Genomic DNA, 20485 nt, shown 5'->3' with positions numbered 1-20485 from the left:
AAATCAGAAATTATTAATCTTTTTAATCCTCAATCTAAAATCTAAAATCAGAAATCTAAAATTCTACCGTATTTGTCCTTCTCCGTAAACGTACCATTTATTGGTTACAAGATGTTGTAAACCAATTGGTCCCCGTTGATGTAATTTATCTGTACTTATCGCTAATTCTCCGCCAAGACCAAATTGTCCGCCGTCTGTAAAACGGGTTGATGCGTTGTGATAAACTGCAGCTGCGTCAATAGATTCCATGAATTGTTTTGCACTATTCTCCTCTTTTGTAATTATTGCTGCCGAATGTCCGCCACAATATTTATTGATTTTTTCGATTGCGTGTTCTTCAGAATCAATTGTTCCGATGACAATTTTATAATCCAGAAATTCTTCATACCAGATATCTTCGTTTTGAAGTGTTTCGGTATTTTCGAAATTTTCTAATGATTGATCAACGATTACTTCGACTTTATTTTCAATTAAAGTTTCTATCAAAATAGCTGTAAAACCTTCAAAATTGGGTAATCTCGAATCGATTAAAACTTTATCTAAAGCATTACAAGCTGAGATTTTAGACGTTTTAGCATTCAAAATTACTTTTAAAGCCAAATCGGTATCTGCATTTTGATGAACGTAAACAAAATTATTTCCGCGACCGCTTACAATTACCGGACAAGTGGCATGTTGTTTGACAAACTCAATTAATTTTTCTCCGCCTCTTGGAACAATTAAATCAACTTTTTGAGTCGGTTTTTCTAAAAAAGCCTGAGTTTCTGCACGATTAAAATTCAGATACTCTACCCAATCTTTAGAAACTCCGTTTTCTTCTAAAGCCTGATGCCATAAATCAACAATCTTCAAATTTGATTTTAAGGATTCTTTCCCTCCTTTTAATAAAATCTTATTTCCGGATTTAAAAGCAATTCCGCCTGCTTCGATTGTAACATCGGGACGCGATTCGTAAATAATTAATATGGTTCCGAATGCTGCGGTTTTATTGACTACTTTGATTCCATTATCATGAACAAAATGAAAACGCTCTACTCCAACCGGATCTTCCTGAGAAGCCAATTGGTTTAACGATAAAATCATCTCGTCGACTTTTTTATTATCTACTTTCAGGCGCTCTTCCATCGCTAAATCTGAACCATCGTAAGCTAATAAATCTTCCTGATTGGTTAGAATTATTTGACTCCGCTCCTGCTCGACCAGCTTTGCCATAGAGTGCAAAACGAGATTGCGTTTTTCGATTGATAATGGGTTCATAATTTGTAGTTGGTTGTTTTTTGGTTGTTTACTTTATAGCATCAATTTCCTGTTTCATTCTTTCTCTCCAATTTTTACCATTTCTTTTTTCGAGATATGGCTCAGTAATTTTTTTATATTCTTCTTTCGAAATCTCCAGGCTTTCAGAAATTATGCAATTACTTGAAATAACAAGACCATACTTCTTTCTTATAGAATCTTTTTTTTGAAATTTTATATATTCAATTTTATCTCTTGGTGGCAATAATAGGCCTATGGAAAATTGTTTAATTTTTCCTTTTTTAATATCATTTCTTGCCTCATTCTTATAAAATCTTATCGAACTTTCTAATTCTTCCTTACTAATATAAAACCGATATAGTCCATTTGATGACATCAAAATGATACACAAAACATTGATAAGAATCATTGAACGAATTAATTTTCGCGAAAAACTTATTTTCTTATAAAAGATCAGACTGAAAAAAATAGCTGCTAAAAATAATGCGCTATAAATGAATAAAAGCTCCTTCCATTCAACATGTTGGGTTAGAATATCAGTCAAAGTAAAACGCTCTGGATAATTAAATAAATAGTAAACTAATATATTTACTATCCAAAGAATTAAAGTACTGATAAATAACCTTACTTTCATAAATCTTAATTTTGAAGCTCTTCTAAACTCTCTTTTAAAGCTACAATAAAAGTATCTATATCTGATTTTTTAACTGTTAACGGTGGCAAAATTCTTAACAGATTTTTGTTATTTGCACTTCCCGTAAAAATATGTTTCTCGATAATTAGTTTTTTTCTTAAAGCAGAAACATCAAAATCGAACTCAACACCAAGCATTAAACCTTTTCCTTTTACTTGTTTGATTCCCGGAACTTGTTTGATTTGTTCTGAGAAATAAGCCGAAACTTCGTTTACATTATCTTGTAATTTCAGTTTTTCCATTACATCCAAAACCGCAATTCCTGCTGCACAAGATAAATGGCTTCCGCCGAAAGTAGTTCCTAATAATCCGAAACTTGCTTCAAATTTTGGCGAAATTAAAATCGCTCCAACCGGAAATCCGTTCCCCATTCCTTTTGCAACAGAAATAATATCAGCGTTGATTCCGTGATGTTGAAAAGCAAAAAATTTCCCGCTTCTTCCGTATCCTGATTGTACTTCATCTAAAATTAAAACAACATCGTGTTTTTTACACGCTTTTTCTAAAGCCTGAAAAAAATCTGTTGTTCCTTGGTCTAAACCTCCAACTCCTTGAATTCCTTCTATAATTACAGCTGTAACATCTCCTTTTGCAAGTTCTGCTTCAACTAATTCGATTTGGTTTAATGGTAAAAAAGTAACGACTTGTTGTGCGTTTATTGGCGCCACGATTTTTTTATTATCTGTAACAGCAACAGCTGCAGAAGTTCTTCCGTGGAAAGAATTATCAAAAGCTACAACTCTTGATTTCCCATTATGGAAAGAAGCTAATTTTAATGCATTTTCGTTGGCTTCTGCTCCAGAACTGCATAAAAACAATTCGTAATCTTCTAATCCTGAAAGTTTTCCTAATTTTTGAGCCAACTCAACCTGCAAAGGATTCTGAATTGCATTCGAATAAAATCCTAAATGATCCAGTTGATTTTTTAATTTGGCTACATAATCCGGTTGCGTGTGGCCAATCGAAATCACGCCGTGTCCGCTATATAAGTCTAAATATTCTACTCCGTTATTGTCTGTAATTGTGCAATCTACTGCTTTTACAGGTGTTATATCGTAAAGTGGGTATACGTTGAATAAATTCATGTCTATTTTTGTTTGTTTTGTTTCAGGTTTCATGTTTCAAGTTATTTTTAGAACGTGAAACTTTAAACTTGAAACTGATTTAAATTTCAGTATTTATATTTCAAGTTACGTACAGAACGTGAAACTTGAAACTTTAAACCTGAAACAAATTTTTCCTAAAATCCGCTTGGTTTCAAATGTAAACCGGTGGTTTCTTCTAATCCGAACATTAAATTCATATTTTGAATGGCTTGTCCTGAAGCACCTTTGGTTAAGTTGTCAATGATTGAGGTGATCAAAATCCGGTTTCCTTTTTTCATTAAACTGATGATACATTTGTTGGTTTGAACGACTTGTTTCATATTGATATTTGTCGTTGTAACGGTTACAAACGGTTCATTTTTATAGAAATCTTCGTATTTGGCAACGGTTTGTTCCAGACTTTCGTCGGATGTTGTATATAATGTTGCAAAAATTCCTCTTGGAAAATCCCCTCTGTTTGGAATAAAAAGCAACTCGCTTTCAAAATCATCCTGTAATTGCACTAAACTTTCTGAGATTTCTCCTAAATGCTGGTGCTCAAAAGCTTTATAATGCGACATATTATTGTTTCTCCAGCTGAAATGTGACGTTTCTGAAAGCCCAACTCCGGCGCCCGTGCTTCCCGTTGTGGCATTAATATGAACGTCGTTATTCAGTAAATTAGCTTTCGCCAAAGGCAACAAAGCCAACTGAATAGCTGTCGCAAAACAACCCGGATTTGCAATATAATTCGCTTTTTTGATTTCTGCTTTATTCAATTCGGGTAAACCGTAAATAAAATCTTTTCCTTCAAAATGAGCGTCTTTGTTCAATCTGAAATCATTTCCTAAATCGATGATTTTTGTATGACTTGCAAATTGATTTTCCTGCAAAAATGAAATCGATTTTCCGTGCCCAAGACATAAGAAAACAACATTTACATCCGGATTTATCTGATCAGTAAAATTCATTTCAATATCTCCCATCAAATCGTGGTGCGCCACAGAAAGTGGTTTACCCGAATTTGTTGTACTGTAAACAAAATCGATGTTTACATTGGGATGATACATTAATATTCTGATAAGTTCTCCGGCCGTGTAGCCCGAACCACCAATTATTCCGATATTAATCATGAGTTAAATGGTTTACAGATGAAAATATGTTTTGTGCATTTCCTAAAATCTTAATAAATCCTTTTGCATCGTCAGATGTCCAGGCGTTATTCATTTCTCCGTATTGTCCGAAGCCTGTGTTCATCAAATCATTTTTAGATTCGATTCCGTCAAGCGAAAAATGATATGGTTTTAATGAAACCGTTACAGTTCCGTTCACTGTTTTTTGTGTGTCTTGCAAAAAGGTTTCGATGTTACGCATTACAGGATCTAAAAACTGACCTTCGTGAAATAACATTCCGTACCAGTTTCCTAGTTGTTCTTTCCAGTATTGCTGCCATTTACCAAGCGTGTGTTTCTCTAATAAATGGTGCGCTTTGATGATAATTAAAGGCGCAGCAGCCTCAAAACCAACTCTTCCTTTAATTCCGATAATAGTATCACCTACATGAATATCTCTGCCAATTGCATAAGCATTTGCCAGTTTTTCAAGCTTTACAATATTATTTTCAGGGACATCTTTTTTACCATTTAAAGCAACTAATTCTCCTTGTTCAAAGTGTAAAGTCACTTTTTCTTCCCCTTCTTTTTGCAATTGCGAAGGATAAGCTTCACTTGGCAAAGGCTGGCTCGAAGTTAGAGTTTCTTTTCCTCCTACGCTGGTTCCCCAAAGTCCTTTATTGATCGAATATTGTGCTTTTTCCCAAGAATAGTGAACGCCGTTTTTAGCCAAATAATCAACTTCTTCTTGTCTTGACAATTTTAAATCTCTAATTGGTGTGATGATTTCAATTTCAGGCGCAATTGTCTGAAAAATTAAGTCAAAACGAATCTGGTCATTTCCTGCACCTGTACTTCCGTGTGCGATGGCACTTGCTCCTACTTTTTTAGCATATTTAATGGCTTCAATTGCCTGAAAAACACGCTCTGCACTTACTGACAATGGATAGGTATTGTTTTTTAATACATTTCCAAAAATCAAATATTTTATAGCTTTATCGTAATATTTGTCTATGATGGTTAGGTTGGCGTGTTGCGCACTTCCTAATTCATAAGCTCTTTTTTCGATCGCTGTTAATTCTTCTTCACTAAATCCTCCTGTATCTACAAGTACGGTATGAACTTCGTATCCTTTTTCATTTTTTAAATATTTCAAACAATACGAGGTATCTAATCCTCCACTATAAGCTAATACAACTTTTTTCATTTTTTATAATTTAGGCTAATACTTTCGTATGTAGCAAGTTTGAGATTTCTTTTTTGTTCTATTCTTAGGTTAAAAAAATAAACGACAATAGTTTATTTAAGAATAAGGCTTGTTTTATTTTCTTTAATCTGCTTAAAACAGCTTCGTTAAAAGGATGTCTTGGCGGACCTTTTGGTTTGTCTTTTGGATCGTACAACATTCCTGTACACAAGCACATTTTGTTTTCTTTGCTTTGCAGAATTTGAAAATTTGTACAGGTTTTACAGCCCGCCCAAAAACTTGGATCTGTTGTCAATTCTGAGAAAGGTACTGGCTTGTAACCCAAATCTGAATTGATTTTCATTACCGCCAAACCAGTCGTAATTCCGAATATTTTTGCGTCCGGATATTTCTGCAGCGAATAATCAAAAACTTTTGATTTTATTTGTTTTGCCAAACCTAAGTTTCTATAGTCCGGGTGTACAATTAAGCCGGAATGTGCCACGAATTTTCCATGCTCCCAACTTTCGATATAACAAAAACCTGCAAATTTTCCGTCTGCTAAAGCAATCATCGCATCACCGTTCGACATTTTTTTCTGAATGTATTCAGGAGTTCTTTTAGCAATCCCAGTACCTCTTAATAAGGCAGATGATTCTATCGTATCGCAAATTTCCTGTGCGAATTTGAAGTGTTCTTCCTGAGTTACAACAATAGAGATTTTCATTTCAATAGTTGAAGTTAGAGTTAAAAATTAAAACGTATTGTTTAGTTTGAAATCTTGAAACCCATCCAATAAAGTTAGACAAAATAGAAGTAACATTCTCAAAATCAAAAAGTTGATTTAGAAAATAATTAAAATAAGATATACTTTTAGGATATGTTTGTCCAATGGACAAATTATGTGATTTCAAAATGAAAAATGAATATAAATAAATACGCGGCGAAAAACTCTGTGAATACTATAGAGATAGTATCCGTACTTCGGGAGAAGTTACAGGTGAGTTTGTCCGTGACAAAGAAGTTATATGTAAACTTATTTTATTCATCGGTGCAAAAGTACACTATTTTTTAATTTACAAAACAAAAAAATAAAATTCTAACATTTTTTTAATGGAATGTTGGTTTTTTCTAAGATTCTGAGTTGATAAGATTCTATCCCGAAGCCTCGGGACTGAGTTTTTTATTGAACTTGAAACTTCAAACCTGAAACTAAAAAACAAAACCCGATAGCTACTAATAACTATCGGGTTTTGAATATTTTAAGATTTTGTGATTTTATTTTTTAGTAAACGGAATTACTTGTCCGTTACCTAAAACAATCATATCAAAACCTGTTTTTGATTCATTAAATTTGAATTTTAAACCTGCTCTTTTTGATTCGAATGTATCTTTTTCATTTGCAACAGGAGATAAACTAAATTTTGGATAGTTTGGAAGTTCTGCGCTTAAAATGCTGTTTTTCTCTGTCATTTCAATTGTCAAAGGCGATTTAGTGGTAACATAATTTCCTAAATAACCATCAAGAATAATATCTTTTTCAATTTTACCGTTTCCCGCTTTCCAAACGTTATTGCTTTCGTTATAATCTGGAAAAGCATGATCAGGATCTAAAGTGATGCTTTCAATTTCTTCTGTAGAATTATGTTTGAAAGACCAATCGTTGTTACGCTGCCAGATTTCTACAGGTAATTTAACTCTGGTTACTTTTCCGCTTTTTGTTTTTACATCCAAAACAATTGGCATTGGCATTTTGTCGAAATTCTCAACTGTAATTACAACTCCTTTTGCAGGATCATTTTTTACATATTTAATAGAGTTGATTCCCTGATCGAATCTCCAGTTGTTTACGAACCAGCTTCTCCAGAACCAGCTTAAATCTTCTCCGGCAACATTTTCAATTGTTCTGAAGAAATCATCCGGAGTTGGATGTTTGTAAGCCCAACGCTCTACGTAAGTACGTAATGCTTTATCAAAACGCTCTTCTCCTAAAACCTGTTCTCTTAAAATTACCAATCCTGCGCTTGGTTTTGCGTAACATAAAACACCAATATTCGCTTCCTTCATATTATCAGGAGAGCTCATAATCGTTTCTAATTTTGGACTTGTATAATATTCTGCATCTTCATGTAAGTTTGAAGCTGGCTGTTTGTATTCTCCATTATTAAAATCGTAAGAACTTACAGAGTTGATAAAAGTATTAAAACCTTCATCCATCCAGGCAAAATAACGCTCGTTTGAACCTACGATCATCGGGAACCAAATGTGTCCAAATTCGTGATCTGTAACTCCCCATAAATCATCTCCTTTAGATTTCCATCCGCAAAAAACAATTCCTGGATATTCCATTCCGCCTTCATTTCCTGCTACGTTTGTAGCTGCAGGATAAGGATATTCGAACCATCTTTTTGAGTAATTCTCTATAGACGCTTTTGTATATTCTGTAGAACGTCCCCATGCATCATTTCCTGAACTTTCTACCGGATAAGCCGATAAAGCCAATGCTTTTTTACCGCTTGGCAGGTTTATTTTTGCTCCGTCTAAGATAAAGGCCGGAGACGATGCCCATGAAAAATCACGTGCATTTTTAATTTGATAATGCCATGTTTTTTCAGCAGTTGCATTTGCTGTTGCTGTTGCAGCAACTTCATCTGCAGAACGAATTACAACTGTTTTATCACTTTGTTTTGCTTCTCCATAACGCTTAAATTGTTCAGCAGAAAATACTTCTGATCCATTTAATAATTCACCAGAACCTACAACATAATGATTGGCAGGAGTTGTAATTTTTACATCAAAATCACCGTACTCTAAATAAAACTCAGAAGCTCCTAAATAAGGTGCCGTATTCCAGCCTCTTACGTCATCATACACACACATACGCGGGTACCATTGTGCAATTGTGAAGATTTTTCCGTTTTTAGTTTCTAAAACTCCCATTCTGTCTGATCCTTCAAAAGGTGCAATGAATGAAAATTCGATTTTAATTTTTATAGACCCTCCTTTTGAAGCTAATTCTTCCGGAAGAAAAATTTGCATTCTTGTATCTGTAACTACATATTTTACATCAGTTTCTGTTTTTTTCTTTCCAGAAATTACCTTCACCGATTTAATTTTATTTCCTCCCTCAAAAACCTGACCCTGCGCTCCGTTACGGCTTCCTGTTAAAGGCACAACAGCATTTCCTCTTGAGTCTTCTTTGAATAAATTTTGATCTAAATTCAACCAGACAAATGATAATTTATCAGGACTATTATTAGTATACGTGATTTCATCTGTACCACTAATTTCATTTGATGTAGCATTTAATCTTGCCGTTATTTGATAATCGGCTCTGTTTTGCCAATATTCAACTCCCGGCTGACCGCTGGCAGAACGTGTTGGCGTACCATTTTTAGTGTAAAAATGTGGTGCAAAAGCATCGTGATAATTGTAATTATTAACAGGGGTAACTGCTGTTGTAGCTGGCGTTTGTTGTGCCGAAACAGAAGAAATCCCTACAAACAAAGCCATGGTTAATAAGGCTTTTGAGAATTGTTTTTTCATATTTTTTAGCTGTTTATGTAGCAAATTAATGAAAAAAAAAGCTATTTACAGAGAAAATCTTAACCTTAAATTAAAGTTTAGCAAAATTTTATCAAAAAAATAATTTAGGCGATTTTCTTAAAAAACTAAATTTTATAAAATATATTTACATCACTTTTAAAACTAATTTCTTTCAATTATACTATTTTGAATACAACTATATCAAATTCAACGCTTAAAGCTTCCATCAAACATGCCGGAGCTGAATTGTTTTCCTTAAAAGACAATCAAAACAAAGAATATATCTGGGAAGGAAACCCTGCTTTTTGGGGAAAACATTCCCCTGTTCTTTTTCCGATTGTGGGAACTTTAAAAAACAATGCTTATACTATTAATGGAAAAGAATATCAATTGCCAAGACATGGGTTTGCGCGTGATATGGAATTTCAATTAATTGATAAAACCGAAAACAGTGCTACTTTTTCATTGCAATCCAATAGTGAAACACTGAAAAAATATCCTTTTGATTTTGAATTGCAACTTATTTATACGCTAAATGAAACCACTTTAGACATTGCATATAAAGTAATTAATAAAAGCGAATCTAAAATACCTTTTTCTATAGGAGCCCATCCGGCAATTGCTTTACCTGAAAATTTTGAGAATTATTCTTTTAAATTTGAGAAGGAAGAAGATTTAAAATATTCTCTTTTAGAAAATGATCTAATTTCGAATAAAACAGAAAGCTTGCAAACTATTGAAAATCTGGTTCCGCTGAATTATAAATTGTTTGAAAATGATGCGTTGGTTTTTAAAACTTTAGAATCTAATTCGCTTACCATCTTGGAAAATTCAAAACCTTATATAAAAGTTGATTTTGCAGATTTTCCAAGTTTAGGAATCTGGACTAAAGATCAGGCTCCGTTTGTATGTATTGAACCGTGGTTTGGTTATTCAGACACCGCCGAAAATTCAGGTGATTTATTCGAAAAAGAAGGAATTTTGATTTTAGATGCCAAACAAACATTTAATTCAAAATTTAGTATACAAATATTATAAAATTACAAAATGCTAGAATTTAACTTTTCTCCATTTCCAACTATAGAAACCGAACGTTTACTTTTAAGAAGAATTACGAATGACGATGTAAATGAAATTCTTGAATTGCGCTCGAATCCGGAAACTATGAAATACATTCCGAGACCTTTGGTGAAAAATACCGAAGATGCACTCGCACATATTGCCATGATCGAAGAAAAAATTGAAACCAATGTTGGAATCAATTGGGCAATTACTTTAAAAGAAAGTACTAAACTATTAGGAATCATTGGTTTTTACAGGATGCAGCCAGAAAATTATCGCGCTGAAATTGGCTATATGTTATTACCTGAATTTCACGGAAAAGGAATTATTCCTGAAGCCGTAAACAGGCTAAACAGATATGGTTTTGATGATTTAAAATTGCACTCCATAGAAGCTGTTATCGATCCGGAAAACTTTGCGTCAGAAAAAGTTTTGCAAAAATGCGGTTTTGTTAAAGAAGCTCATTTTAAAGAATCTGAATTTTATGAAGGTCGCTTTCTGGACAAAGTAATTTACTCATTGTTAGACAAGTAAACTTTTAAAGATTTTATTTCAAAAAATATAATGAAATACTCTGTTTTTTTTAACATACAGCAAGTATTTGTTGCGTTATATTTGCATCCGAAATAAGTAATTTTTAACTTATTTATCACCATGAAAATCTTGTTTATGAAAAAATTACTTGTTCTGTTTGTTCTTTTCTTTTCTATTCAATCACAAAGTCAAACTTATATTAAATTCAATGCCGCTACGGCTATAGTAGGCGTACCTAATATTGGAGTTGAAACAAGCGTTGGAGAAAAACTTACTTTTAGTGTAGATGTTATGGCTTCTTTTTGGGAATCTTTCAACGGTCATAGCCCAATGAAGTTTTATACTTTGACTCCTGAACTTCGTTATCATTTTAAAGAAAATTACAACGGATTTTATGTTGGCGGACATGCCGGACCTGATATTTATGAATTACAAAAATGGAATTATTTTGACTCAAATAAATATGAACATGGCTTTGGTTACCGTCTGGGTGTTTCAGTTGGGTATAACATCAAACTAAATGATAAATTTCTTATCGATGTCTTTGCCGGAGGTGGATGGCACCAGGGGTTTTATCATGGATATTACAACGATGGAACTCCGGGAAGATATGAAACGGCGGCGCATTGGAACAAAAGTGGTGAATGGTTGCCATATCGTGGCGGAGTAATGATTTCGTATAAATTATAATTATTTTGCCAACTTAGGCAGCGTTTTTAGATATAAATCCTCTACTTTTTTGCGTGCCCAGTCCGTTTTTCTTAAAAAGGTTAAACTTGATTTTATACTCGGATTGGAAATAAAACATTTTACAGGAATTAATTCTGATAACGTATCAAAACCATAATATTCTACTAATGTTTCTACTATTTTTTGAAGAGTAACTCCGTGTAAGGGATCTTTAGATTGATTTTGCATTTTTTTACTTTTATAATATTAAAAAAGACCATACTCCAAAAAGTATGGTCTTTTCATTTTACAAAATTAATGATTTCAAATTTAATTCAATCTACTACTATTAGAATATAAATTTAAATCCGACAGAAAGTGGAGAAGTTAGATTTGGATTACTTCCTGCCAATGCTGTATTATAAAATGGGTCTACATTTGCCACATGTGCTAATCCAAAATTAGTAACTGTAGTTTTTTCACCAATTTTAGGGTCAAGAGTAGTAGAAGTAAAATTGGCCAAATCATAAGAGAACTCGACTGAAAAATTTTTCGTTACGAAATAATCAAATCCTCCTGAAAGAGACAAACCAAATTGATTTACTTTTAAGTCACTTTCTTTTTCTTTCCCAGTAATAACAGGCAAGGCCAATTGACCAAAGAAATACAATGAACCAGCTACATTCCAATATTTTCTTGCTAATGGCTCAATTACAATTAAATCTGTTTTTGCTGCAGTTTTACCCTCTGAATCAGCTTTAATATTAATATATCCAAAAGCTGCTCCAACAGCTACCGAAGGAGTTATAAATGTACCTACAATTGGTAAAACAGATAAACTTGTATTTTTTTTATCTGCGGTTTTAGTTTGCTGATAACCAAATTGAGATGTTGCAAACCAGGCACCTTTTAATCCCTGACCTGTTTCCTGAGCTTTTGCGGTTAAACTTACTAATAGAATACTGATTAATGTTACAATTTTTTTCATTTTAAAGTTTTGTTAAATTATTTAACAAACTTAGCAGGAAGGCTTTTCCTTAAAAATGATTAAAATCATAGATTAAAAAAAATCTTTAATTATCTTATATTCCTATTTTTAATTAACTTAGGACTACTAAAGTTTTCAATTTTGTTTTACATTTGCACACTATGTTAAAAACAGTCAATATACTTAATAAAAGAGCTCGATTTGATTATGAGATAATCGACACTTATACTGCCGGAATAGTTTTATCCGGTACAGAAATTAAATCTATACGATTAGGAAAAGCCAATATTACAGAGAGTTTTTGCGAATTTAGTAACCTGGAACTTTTTGCTATTAATACTTATATCGAAGAATATACGTTTGGAAATCAATTCAATCATAAATCCCGAAGTGAGCGAAAATTGCTTTTAAATAAAAAAGAATTAAAAAGTCTTCATAAAAGTGTTCAGGCAAAAGGATTAACTATCGTTCCGTTAAAATTATTTACCAACGAAAAAGGTCTTGCTAAACTGCAAATTGGTCTTTGTAAAGGAAAGAAAAACTACGACAAACGTGAATCTCTTAAAGAGCAAGACACGAAAAGAGATTTAGACAGAATTAAAAAAGCTTACAACTAAATCTGTAAAAGAGCAATTTTTAAATATTTTATCTTATTTTTACTACAATAACTCTAATTAGTAAAATATGAAAAAGTACTTAATTCTATTGGCTGCTATTATACTTTCAGGTTGTGGCAGTAATACTTCTATCGTAAGTAGTTGGAGAGATCCTAAAATTACTGTGGCTCAGGAACATTTTAAAAAAGTTTTGGTCGTTGTTCTGGTAAAAGATGAAGCTTCTAGAAGAACGGCAGAAAATAGAATTGCTGCCAGTAATGAAATTTTTAAAACTTCATATCAATATTTGAACGAAAGCACTTCGCAACTTACTAAAGAGCAAAAATTAAAAATCCTGCAAGATGAGAATTTCGACGGAGTGATTACAATGCGTTTAGTAAGCACTGAAAAAGAAACCAATTATGTTCCGGGAACTTATACCGGAATGTATTACGGGGGTTTTGACGGAATGTATACAAATGTCTATGGTTACGGTTTCGGGAATTGGTACGGAATGTATTCTCCTAGTTTTTATGATCCCGGATATTATCAGGAAACCACATCGTATATGGTCGAAACCAATATTTTTTCATTAAAAGAAAATAAACTGATCTGGACAGGAACAACAAAATCAGAATATGTGACAGACTTAGGACAAACTGTTGATGCTATTATGCAAGCAGTTGTTGCAGAAATGAGAAAAGACGGTTCTTTGCCTCCAAAATAAAATTACACAAAGCAATATTTACTTATTGCTTTTTTTTATTATTAAAAAATGACTAAATTTGTCAAGACATTTAAACTCATTAAAAATGAAAATGCTTCTTAAAAACGCCCGTGAGCAAAAAGGATTAAAAACTCGCGAAGTTGCACAGCTTTTGGGTATTGATCAGGCTTTAATAAGTAAATTTGAAAGTGGTACACGAAAACCAACCAAAGATCAAATTTCTAAACTAGCTCAGCTTTTAGAAATAGATTACGAAACTTTAATGATTGCGTGGTTAAAGGAAAAAATTCTCTACGAAATTGGCGATGATGAGTTTGCATTAAAAGCGCTTATGGTTGCTGAGCAGGAAATTAAATACAACAAGACGATTTCTAAAGTAAAAATATCAAATACTTTAGAAAAAATTCTGAAAGAAATTGATATTCTGAAAGAAAAACTGGACCAGTATAGACAATTTGATAGTTATAAAATTACACAGGCTCTTGAATTAGAGTATACTTTTGAAAGCAATAGAATTGAAGGAAATACGATGACACTTCGTGAAACAGGTTTGGTAATTAATGAAGGCTTAACGATTTCGGGAAAAAGTATGAAGGAACATCTTGAGGCCATAAATCATCAGGAAGCAATTGGTTTTATAAAGGATTTAATGAGTAAAAATAATTCTATAAATGAACGTGATCTTTTATCAATTCATAACTTAATTCTTAGAGGAATAATTCCCGAAGATGCGGGCCGTTACAGAAAAGTTCAGGTCATGATCAAAGGAAGTACGCATATGCCTCCGCAGCCCTTTATGGTTGCCAAAGAAATGGAAGATTATTTTATTTGGTATGAAATTAATAGAAACAAATTGCATCCCATTATTCTGGCTGCCGAAATGCACGAAAGATTGGTTACAATTCACCCTTTTATTGATGGAAATGGAAGAACTTCCCGTTTGATTATGAATTTAATCTTAATGCAAAAAGGATATTTAATAGCCAATATAAAAGGCGATTATGAAAACAGAATGCAGTATTACCAATCTCTCGAAACCGCTCAGATCAAAAACAACAAGGAAGACTTTTTAATGTTTATTGCTCAAACAGAGAAAGAAAGTTTAGAAAGATATATTAGCATTATTGCGCAATAAATTTTAAACACGAATTTCACTAATTGTCACTAATTCAGTTTGTGAAATTAATTTCACAAACCTAATCAGTTTTTAATTTGTGTAAATTAGTGAAATTCGTGTTTAAAATTAATTTCTATCTTCTAATAAAGGAACAAATCGAAACTCTCCAAATTCATGTTTTTCGAATTGCGTTTCATTTTTACGAATTAATAATGTCATAATCTGCACGTCTTCACCTAACGGAATAACAAGCCTTCCTCCTATTTTTAATTGTGCCATTAAAGGCTGAGGAATAAAAGGTGCGCCCGCCGTAACAATAATACTATCAAACGGAGCATGGTTTGGCAAACCTTTATAACCGTCTCCAAACGAAAGATGTTTTGGGCGAATATTCAATTTCGGAAACAAGTTAGAAGTTGCTTTAAACAATTCATTTTGCCTTTCAATACTATAAACTTTAGCGCCAAGCATAAACAAAACAGCGGTTTGGTAGCCAGATCCGGTACCAATTTCCAGGATTTTATGATCCTTTTTTACTTCTAATAATTGCGATTGAAATGCAACTGTATACGGCTGCGAAATAGTTTGTCCCGCTCCTATAGGAAATGCCTTATCCTGATAAGCATAATCTTCAAAACTTGAATTTAAAAAAAGGTGTCTTGGGATTTTTTTTATCGCATCCAAAACTGCTTTATCAGTAATGCCCTTTTGTTCTAAAGTGCTTACTAATTGATTACGAAGTCCTTGATGTTTGGCAGTGTCTTTCAAAATAGGTTTATTTTATTTTGGTAAAATTAATAAACTAAATACTAAATCAAATATTGATTTTTAATTATTAAATCGCTAAATCTTTACTACATTCATTTTCACGTTCAACAAATAAATTATATTTTTGTTTAAAATACATTCTCATGTTAAAAGTAGGAGTTTTAGGTGCTGGTCATCTTGGTAAAATACATTTACGCTTATTACAACAATCTGACAAATACGAATTAGTTGGGTTTTACGACGAAAATCAGGAAAACGCCGAAAGAATTTCAAAAGAATTTGGCTATAAAAACTTCAGCACAATTGCAAAATTAATCCACGCTGTCGATGTAATCGATATTGTAACGCCAACACTTTCTCATTATAAATGTGCAAAAGTGGCCATCAAATCAGGAAAACATATCTTTATAGAAAAACCAATCGCCAATACTGTTGAAGAAGCTGAAGAAATTATAGCTTTAGCAAAAGAATACAATGTAAAAGGGCAAGTTGGTCATGTTGAGCGCTTTAACCCTGCATTTATTGCTACAAAAAACATGATCGAAAATCCGATGTTTATAGAAACACATCGTTTGGCCGAGTTTAATCCGCGTGGTACAGATGTTCCTGTGGTTTTAGATTTAATGATTCACGATATTGATGCGATTTTGAGTGTTGTACATTCAAAAGTAAAAGATATTCATGCCAGCGGAGTTTCTGTAATTAGTGATACTCCGGATATTGCCAATGCCCGAATTGAATTCGAAAATGGCTGTGTTGCCAATTTAACAGCGAGCAGAATCTCAATGAAAAACATGCGCAAAACACGTTTCTTTCAAAAAGATGCTTACATTTCAGTTGACTTTTTAGAGAAAAAGTGCGAAGTAGTTCGTATGAAAGATGCGCCGGAAGTTCCCGGAGATTTTGATATGATCCTGCAAAATGCCGAAGGTGTAAAAAAACAAATCTATTTTACAAATCCTGATGTTGAGCAAAATAATGCAATTCTAGATGAATTAGAATCATTTGCAAACGCTATCAATACAAATACAACACCTGTAGTTACATTAGAACAAGCTACAGATGCTTTAAGAGTTGCGTATCAGATTATTGATTGTTTCGATAAATAATATAATTTTAAAAATAAAAATAGCCACGAATTCACTACTTAATTGGTGAATTCGTGGCTAAATCATAAATATAATACCAATATATAAAATGAAAACTATAGCTGTAATTGGTGCAGGAACAATGGGTAACGGAATTGCTCATAGTTTTGCACAAAGTGGTTTTACCGTAAAACTTATTGATGTTTCTGAAAAATCCTTAGATAAAGGAATGGCGACTATTGCCGCTAATTTAGACAGAATGTTGTCTAAAGGAACCATTACTCAGGAAGATGTTGCAAAAACTATCACCAATATTATTACCTATACTGATATTAAAGACGGAGTTGTTGGTGTCGATTTGGTTGTTGAAGCCGCTACAGAAAATGTAGAGTTAAAACTAAATATCTTCAAACAATTAAACGAAGCTTGTTCTCATAATACAATTTTAGCGACGAATACTTCTTCAATATCCATTACACAAATTGGAGCTGTAGTTGCACATCCTGAACGTGTTATCGGAATGCATTTTATGAATCCGGTGCCAATTATGAAATTAGTAGAAATCATTCGCGGATACAATACCAGTGATGAAGTCACTAAAATTATCATGGATTTATCTGTAAAATTAGGAAAAACTCCTGTTGAAGTAAACGATTATCCTGGTTTTGTAGCAAACAGAATTTTGATGCCTATGCTAAACGAAGCCATCGAAACGTTATATAATAAAGTTGCCGGAGTTTACGAAATTGATACCGTAATGAAATTAGGAATGGGACACCCGATGGGACCACTTCAACTAGCTGATTTTATTGGTCTTGATGTTTGTCTTGCCATTTTAAATGTAATGTACGAAGGTTTCAAAAATCCTAAATATGCTCCTTGCCCATTATTGGTAAATATGGTGAGAGCCGGAAAATTAGGCGTGAAATCCGGAGAAGGTTTTTATGATTACAGTGAAAGTAAAAAGGCTGAGAAAATTTCTAAGCAGTTTATCCTTTCATAAAAAATAAATACAATGTCAATAGCATCGAATTTAAATAGCATTAAAGCAAGTTTACCTGAACATGTAACATTAGTTGCAGTCTCTAAAACCAAACCCGTTTCAGACTTAATGCAAGCCTATGAAGCCGGTCAGCGTATTTTTGGAGAAAACAAAATTCAGGAAATGGCTGAAAAATGGGAAGAAATGCCAAAGGATATTCAATGGCATATGATTGGTCATGTCCAAACGAATAAAGTCAAATTTATGGCACCATTTGTGAGTTTGATTCATGGTGTTGACAGTTTAAAATTGCTACAGGAAATCAACAAACAAGCTTTAAAAAATAATAGAATTATTGATTGTTTGCTTCAAATACATATTGCCGAAGAAGAAACTAAATTTGGTTTAGACGAAAACGAATTAAATGAACTTATTTCTTCATCTGAGTTCAAAGAACTCAAAAATATTCGTACCTTAGGTTTAATGGGAATGGCAACATTTACAGAAGATCAAAACCAAATTAAAAAAGAATTTCAACATTTAAAATCGATTTTTGATTCCATAAAAGAAAAAAATGCATTACAAGAAGCATCTACAATATCAATGGGAATGTCCGGCGATTACCAACTTGCTATAGAATGTGGCAGCACAATGGTGCGCATTGGAAGCAGCATTTTTGGAGGTCGCTAATCAAAAATCCACTATCGTTAGACGCACTGCTGTGCGCCTCTACAACAAAACTGAATACTGATACCTGAATACCGAAAACTAAATTTGTACGCAATACTAGACATAGAAACTACTGGAGGACAGTTTAATGAAGAAGGAATTACCGAAATCGCCATTTATAAATTTGATGGACACGAAGTAGTTGACCAATTCATTAGTCTTGTAAATCCCGAAATTCCGATTCAGCCCTTTGTGGTAAAATTAACTGGGATTAATAATGCCATGTTGCGCTCTGCCCCCAAGTTTTTTGAAGTTGCTAAACGAATTATAGAAATCACTTCAGATTGTATTATTGTTGCTCATAACGCTTCTTTTGACTACCGAATTTTACGTACAGAATTCAGACGTTTAGGCTATGATTTTGAAGCCAAAACCCTTTGTACCGTTGAACTTGCCAAAAAATTAATTCCGGAACAGCCTTCTTATAGTTTAGGAAAATTGGTTCGCGCACTCGGAATCCCCATGGCAGACAGACATCGCGCCAGCGGAGATGCAATGGCTACAACAAAGCTGTTCAAAATGCTTCTTGAAAAAGATCTTGAAAAAACAATTGTAAAAGATTTTATAAAACTCGAAGTCGAAAAAGGGATATCTCCAAAATTAATGGATTTGGTTGGGCAAATGCCTTCTAAAACTGGTATTTATTATATTTATAATGAAGGCGGTACATTAATTTATATTGGCAAAAGCCAAAACATTCGAAAAAGAGTAAATCAGCATTTTACTGGAATTACAACCAAAAGCAAAAAAATTCAGGCAGAAGTTTTTACCATTACGTATGATGAAACCGGAAGCGAATTGATTGCGTTACTCAAAGAAAGTGAAGAAATAAAAGTAAACCGACCAAGACATAATCGATCACAGAAAAAGACTTTTTTTCCCTTTGCCTTATATGCCGAAAAAGATTCGAACGGATATCTGAATCTAAAACTTCAAAAAGCTGATGGACGTAAAAAAGAAATTACATCCTTTATTTCTTTACAGGAAGGTAAAAATATGCTGTTTAAATTCACTGCGAAATATCATTTATGCCAAAAATTGACAGGTTTATATCAATCCAAAAAAGAATGTTTTCAATATAAAATAAAAGAATGCGACGGTGCCTGTATTGGCGAAATTAGTGCAGAAGAATACAATAGTCGTGTACAACAATTTATATCAGAACACAGTTTTGAGAACAAAAGCATGATTATCATTGACAGAGGACGAAATGTTAACGAAAGAAGTGCGGTATTAATCGAAAACGGGCAATATAAAGGCTATGCTTATTATGATTTGAATTATCAGATTATGAATATCGACATCTTGAAAAATATTTTAATTCCAATGCAAAACAATCGCGACGTAAAAAACATAATTCAAAATTACGTTCGTAAAAGCAAATCAGTCAAAATACTTCATTTTTAACAAATAAAAACTTTCATTATATTTGTGGTTTATGAAAAAAATGAAATCAAAATACGAACAATTCAGAGAAAAAATCAAGATTGTTCTCTATGGCACAAACACCATTTTAGGGCGAATGTTTGATTTAGTGCTTCTGGGATTGATATTGTTAAGTGTTCTTTTGATAATGATGGAAACCGTTCAGGGAATCAATCAAAAATACCACACACAACTTATTATTTGCGAATGGATCATTACGGTATTTTTTACTATTGAATATATTTTAAGAATAATTTCGATTCAAAAACCTGTAAAATATATTTTTAGCTTTTACGGAATTATAGATTTACTCGCCGTTTTACCCATGTATTTGTCAATATTTTTTCCGGGAGCGAGCATACTTTCTATCGTGAGAGCTTTACGTTTCTTCCGATTATTTAAAATATTACATATTCCGCAGATATCGCATCAATCAATTCAGCTTCGGGAAGCTATTGACGCCAGCAAAGAAAAAATTCTTGTTTTCATTTATTTTGTTCTGATAAGCACCATAATAATCGGTTCAATAATGTATTTAGTAGAAGGAAAAGAATCTGGTTTTACAAGTATTCCGATGAGTATTTACTGGACAATTGTAACATTAACAACTGTTGGTTATGGTGACATTTCTCCACAAACCCCTTTAGGACAATTCATCGCAGCCTTAGTAATGATTTTGGGTTACGGAATCATAGCCGTACCAACCGGAATCGTTACAGCAGAATTTGCAAAAAGCAGTTTAAAAAACAGTAATAGTGTGAGCGGAAAAAAAACATGCAGAAAATGCAATTCACAAGTACATTTTGATAACGCAAAATACTGTTACGAATGTGGAACAGAGTTGCCAAATAATTAATTTAAGAAGCTAATCCAGCTGTACATTGCAACTCCTCCTTATCTTTGTTGTTTTTTTAAGGCAT

At 33.0% G+C, this 20485-nt stretch carries 21 protein-coding genes; 11 read left to right on the top strand and 10 right to left on the bottom strand.

Annotated features, from left to right (window positions below; all coding sequences use genetic code 11):
* Window positions 1-63: 63 nt before the first annotated feature.
* The 7 genes from RT99_RS09005 to RT99_RS08975 form a co-directional block, all read right to left on the bottom strand.
* Window positions 64-1257: a glutamate-5-semialdehyde dehydrogenase gene (locus RT99_RS09005; protein WP_042564385.1), complete on the bottom strand. Its 1194-nt coding sequence runs from the start codon at window positions 1255-1257 to the stop codon at window positions 64-66.
* Between the two features lie 28 nt (window positions 1258-1285).
* A complete protein-coding gene (locus tag RT99_RS09000; RefSeq protein WP_042564384.1) occupies window positions 1286-1891 on the bottom strand; it encodes a hypothetical protein in 606 nt (201 codons plus the stop codon).
* A gap of 5 nt (window positions 1892-1896) precedes the next feature.
* Window positions 1897-3036 carry an aspartate aminotransferase family protein gene (locus tag RT99_RS08995; RefSeq protein WP_042564596.1) on the bottom strand — a complete coding sequence of 380 codons (1140 nt, stop codon included), beginning with the start codon at window positions 3034-3036 and terminating at the stop codon, window positions 1897-1899.
* A 155-nt stretch (window positions 3037-3191) separates the two neighbouring features.
* Window positions 3192-4169 carry an N-acetyl-gamma-glutamyl-phosphate reductase gene (argC, locus tag RT99_RS08990; RefSeq protein ID WP_042564383.1) on the bottom strand — a complete coding sequence of 326 codons (978 nt, stop codon included), beginning with the start codon at window positions 4167-4169 and terminating at the stop codon, window positions 3192-3194.
* Window positions 4162-5355, bottom strand: coding sequence for an argininosuccinate synthase (locus RT99_RS08985; protein WP_042564382.1), 1194 nt, complete (start codon window positions 5353-5355; stop codon window positions 4162-4164). Before RT99_RS08985 ends, argC begins: the two co-directional genes overlap by 8 nt.
* Before the next feature lie 64 nt (window positions 5356-5419).
* The gene (locus RT99_RS08980) at window positions 5420-6061 is read right to left on the bottom strand and encodes a GNAT family N-acetyltransferase (RefSeq protein ID WP_042564381.1); all 642 of its coding nucleotides are present in this window, start codon (window positions 6059-6061) and stop codon (window positions 5420-5422) included.
* A 551-nt stretch (window positions 6062-6612) separates the two neighbouring features.
* Complete coding sequence (locus RT99_RS08975) at window positions 6613-8880, bottom strand: M1 family metallopeptidase (protein WP_042564380.1); 2268 nt, start codon at window positions 8878-8880, stop codon at window positions 6613-6615.
* Between the two features lie 186 nt (window positions 8881-9066).
* Between RT99_RS08975 and RT99_RS08970 the strand changes: the two genes are divergently transcribed.
* The 3 genes from RT99_RS08970 to RT99_RS08960 all read left to right on the top strand — a co-directional run bounded on the left by RT99_RS08970 (window position 9067) and on the right by RT99_RS08960 (window position 11166).
* Entirely contained in the window at window positions 9067-9918 is an 852-nt protein-coding gene (locus tag RT99_RS08970; RefSeq protein ID WP_042564379.1) for an aldose 1-epimerase family protein, read from the top strand.
* A gap of 9 nt (window positions 9919-9927) precedes the next feature.
* On the top strand, window positions 9928-10476 hold the full coding sequence (locus RT99_RS08965) for a GNAT family N-acetyltransferase (protein ID WP_042564378.1): 549 nt from the start codon (window positions 9928-9930) through the stop codon (window positions 10474-10476).
* A gap of 135 nt (window positions 10477-10611) precedes the next feature.
* Window positions 10612-11166, top strand: a complete 555-nt coding sequence (locus RT99_RS08960; RefSeq protein WP_042564595.1) for a DUF3575 domain-containing protein — start codon at window positions 10612-10614, stop codon at window positions 11164-11166.
* On the opposite strand, the gene RT99_RS08955 is transcribed toward RT99_RS08960, so the two are convergent.
* Together RT99_RS08955 and RT99_RS08950 are read right to left on the bottom strand one after the other, a co-directional pair.
* Window positions 11167-11394: a VF530 family DNA-binding protein gene (locus RT99_RS08955; RefSeq protein WP_042564377.1), complete on the bottom strand. Its 228-nt coding sequence runs from the start codon at window positions 11392-11394 to the stop codon at window positions 11167-11169.
* Between the two features lie 100 nt (window positions 11395-11494).
* Window positions 11495-12133, bottom strand: a complete 639-nt coding sequence (locus tag RT99_RS08950) for an outer membrane beta-barrel protein (protein ID WP_042564376.1) — start codon at window positions 12131-12133, stop codon at window positions 11495-11497.
* A gap of 161 nt (window positions 12134-12294) precedes the next feature.
* Here RT99_RS08950 and smpB point away from each other — a divergent pair, with 161 nt between their 5' ends.
* From smpB to RT99_RS08935, 3 genes are all read left to right on the top strand, one after another.
* Complete coding sequence (gene smpB, locus RT99_RS08945; RefSeq protein WP_042564375.1) at window positions 12295-12750, top strand: SsrA-binding protein SmpB; 456 nt, start codon at window positions 12295-12297, stop codon at window positions 12748-12750.
* 67 nt (window positions 12751-12817) lie between these two features.
* Window positions 12818-13456 carry a hypothetical protein gene (locus RT99_RS08940; protein WP_042564374.1) on the top strand — a complete coding sequence of 213 codons (639 nt, stop codon included), beginning with the start codon at window positions 12818-12820 and terminating at the stop codon, window positions 13454-13456.
* Window positions 13457-13541: 85 nt separating this feature from the next.
* Window positions 13542-14591: a Fic family protein gene (locus RT99_RS08935; protein ID WP_042564373.1), complete on the top strand. Its 1050-nt coding sequence runs from the start codon at window positions 13542-13544 to the stop codon at window positions 14589-14591.
* Window positions 14592-14699: 108 nt separating this feature from the next.
* On the opposite strand, the gene RT99_RS08930 is transcribed toward RT99_RS08935, so the two are convergent.
* The gene (locus RT99_RS08930; protein ID WP_042564372.1) at window positions 14700-15341 is read right to left on the bottom strand and encodes a protein-L-isoaspartate(D-aspartate) O-methyltransferase; all 642 of its coding nucleotides are present in this window, start codon (window positions 15339-15341) and stop codon (window positions 14700-14702) included.
* A 143-nt stretch (window positions 15342-15484) separates the two neighbouring features.
* On the opposite strand from RT99_RS08930, the gene RT99_RS08925 reads away from it, so the two are divergent.
* From RT99_RS08925 to RT99_RS08905, 5 genes are all read left to right on the top strand, one after another.
* Window positions 15485-16450 carry a Gfo/Idh/MocA family protein gene (locus tag RT99_RS08925; RefSeq protein ID WP_042564371.1) on the top strand — a complete coding sequence of 322 codons (966 nt, stop codon included), beginning with the start codon at window positions 15485-15487 and terminating at the stop codon, window positions 16448-16450.
* A gap of 88 nt (window positions 16451-16538) precedes the next feature.
* On the top strand, window positions 16539-17432 hold the full coding sequence (locus tag RT99_RS08920; protein WP_042564370.1) for a 3-hydroxyacyl-CoA dehydrogenase family protein: 894 nt from the start codon (window positions 16539-16541) through the stop codon (window positions 17430-17432).
* 12 nt (window positions 17433-17444) lie between these two features.
* On the top strand, window positions 17445-18101 hold the full coding sequence (locus RT99_RS08915; RefSeq protein WP_042564369.1) for a YggS family pyridoxal phosphate-dependent enzyme: 657 nt from the start codon (window positions 17445-17447) through the stop codon (window positions 18099-18101).
* Between the two features lie 84 nt (window positions 18102-18185).
* Window positions 18186-19547: an exonuclease domain-containing protein gene (locus tag RT99_RS08910; protein WP_042564368.1), complete on the top strand. Its 1362-nt coding sequence runs from the start codon at window positions 18186-18188 to the stop codon at window positions 19545-19547.
* Window positions 19548-19578: 31 nt separating this feature from the next.
* On the top strand, window positions 19579-20421 hold the full coding sequence (locus RT99_RS08905; RefSeq protein ID WP_042564367.1) for an ion transporter: 843 nt from the start codon (window positions 19579-19581) through the stop codon (window positions 20419-20421).
* Window positions 20422-20485: the final 64 nt, after the last annotated feature.

The organism is Flavobacterium sp. MEB061, from assembly GCF_000834715.1.
Classification (GTDB): Bacteria; Bacteroidota; Bacteroidia; order Flavobacteriales; family Flavobacteriaceae; genus Flavobacterium; species Flavobacterium pectinovorum.
This window is presented reverse-complemented; position numbering and strand designations above follow the sequence as displayed.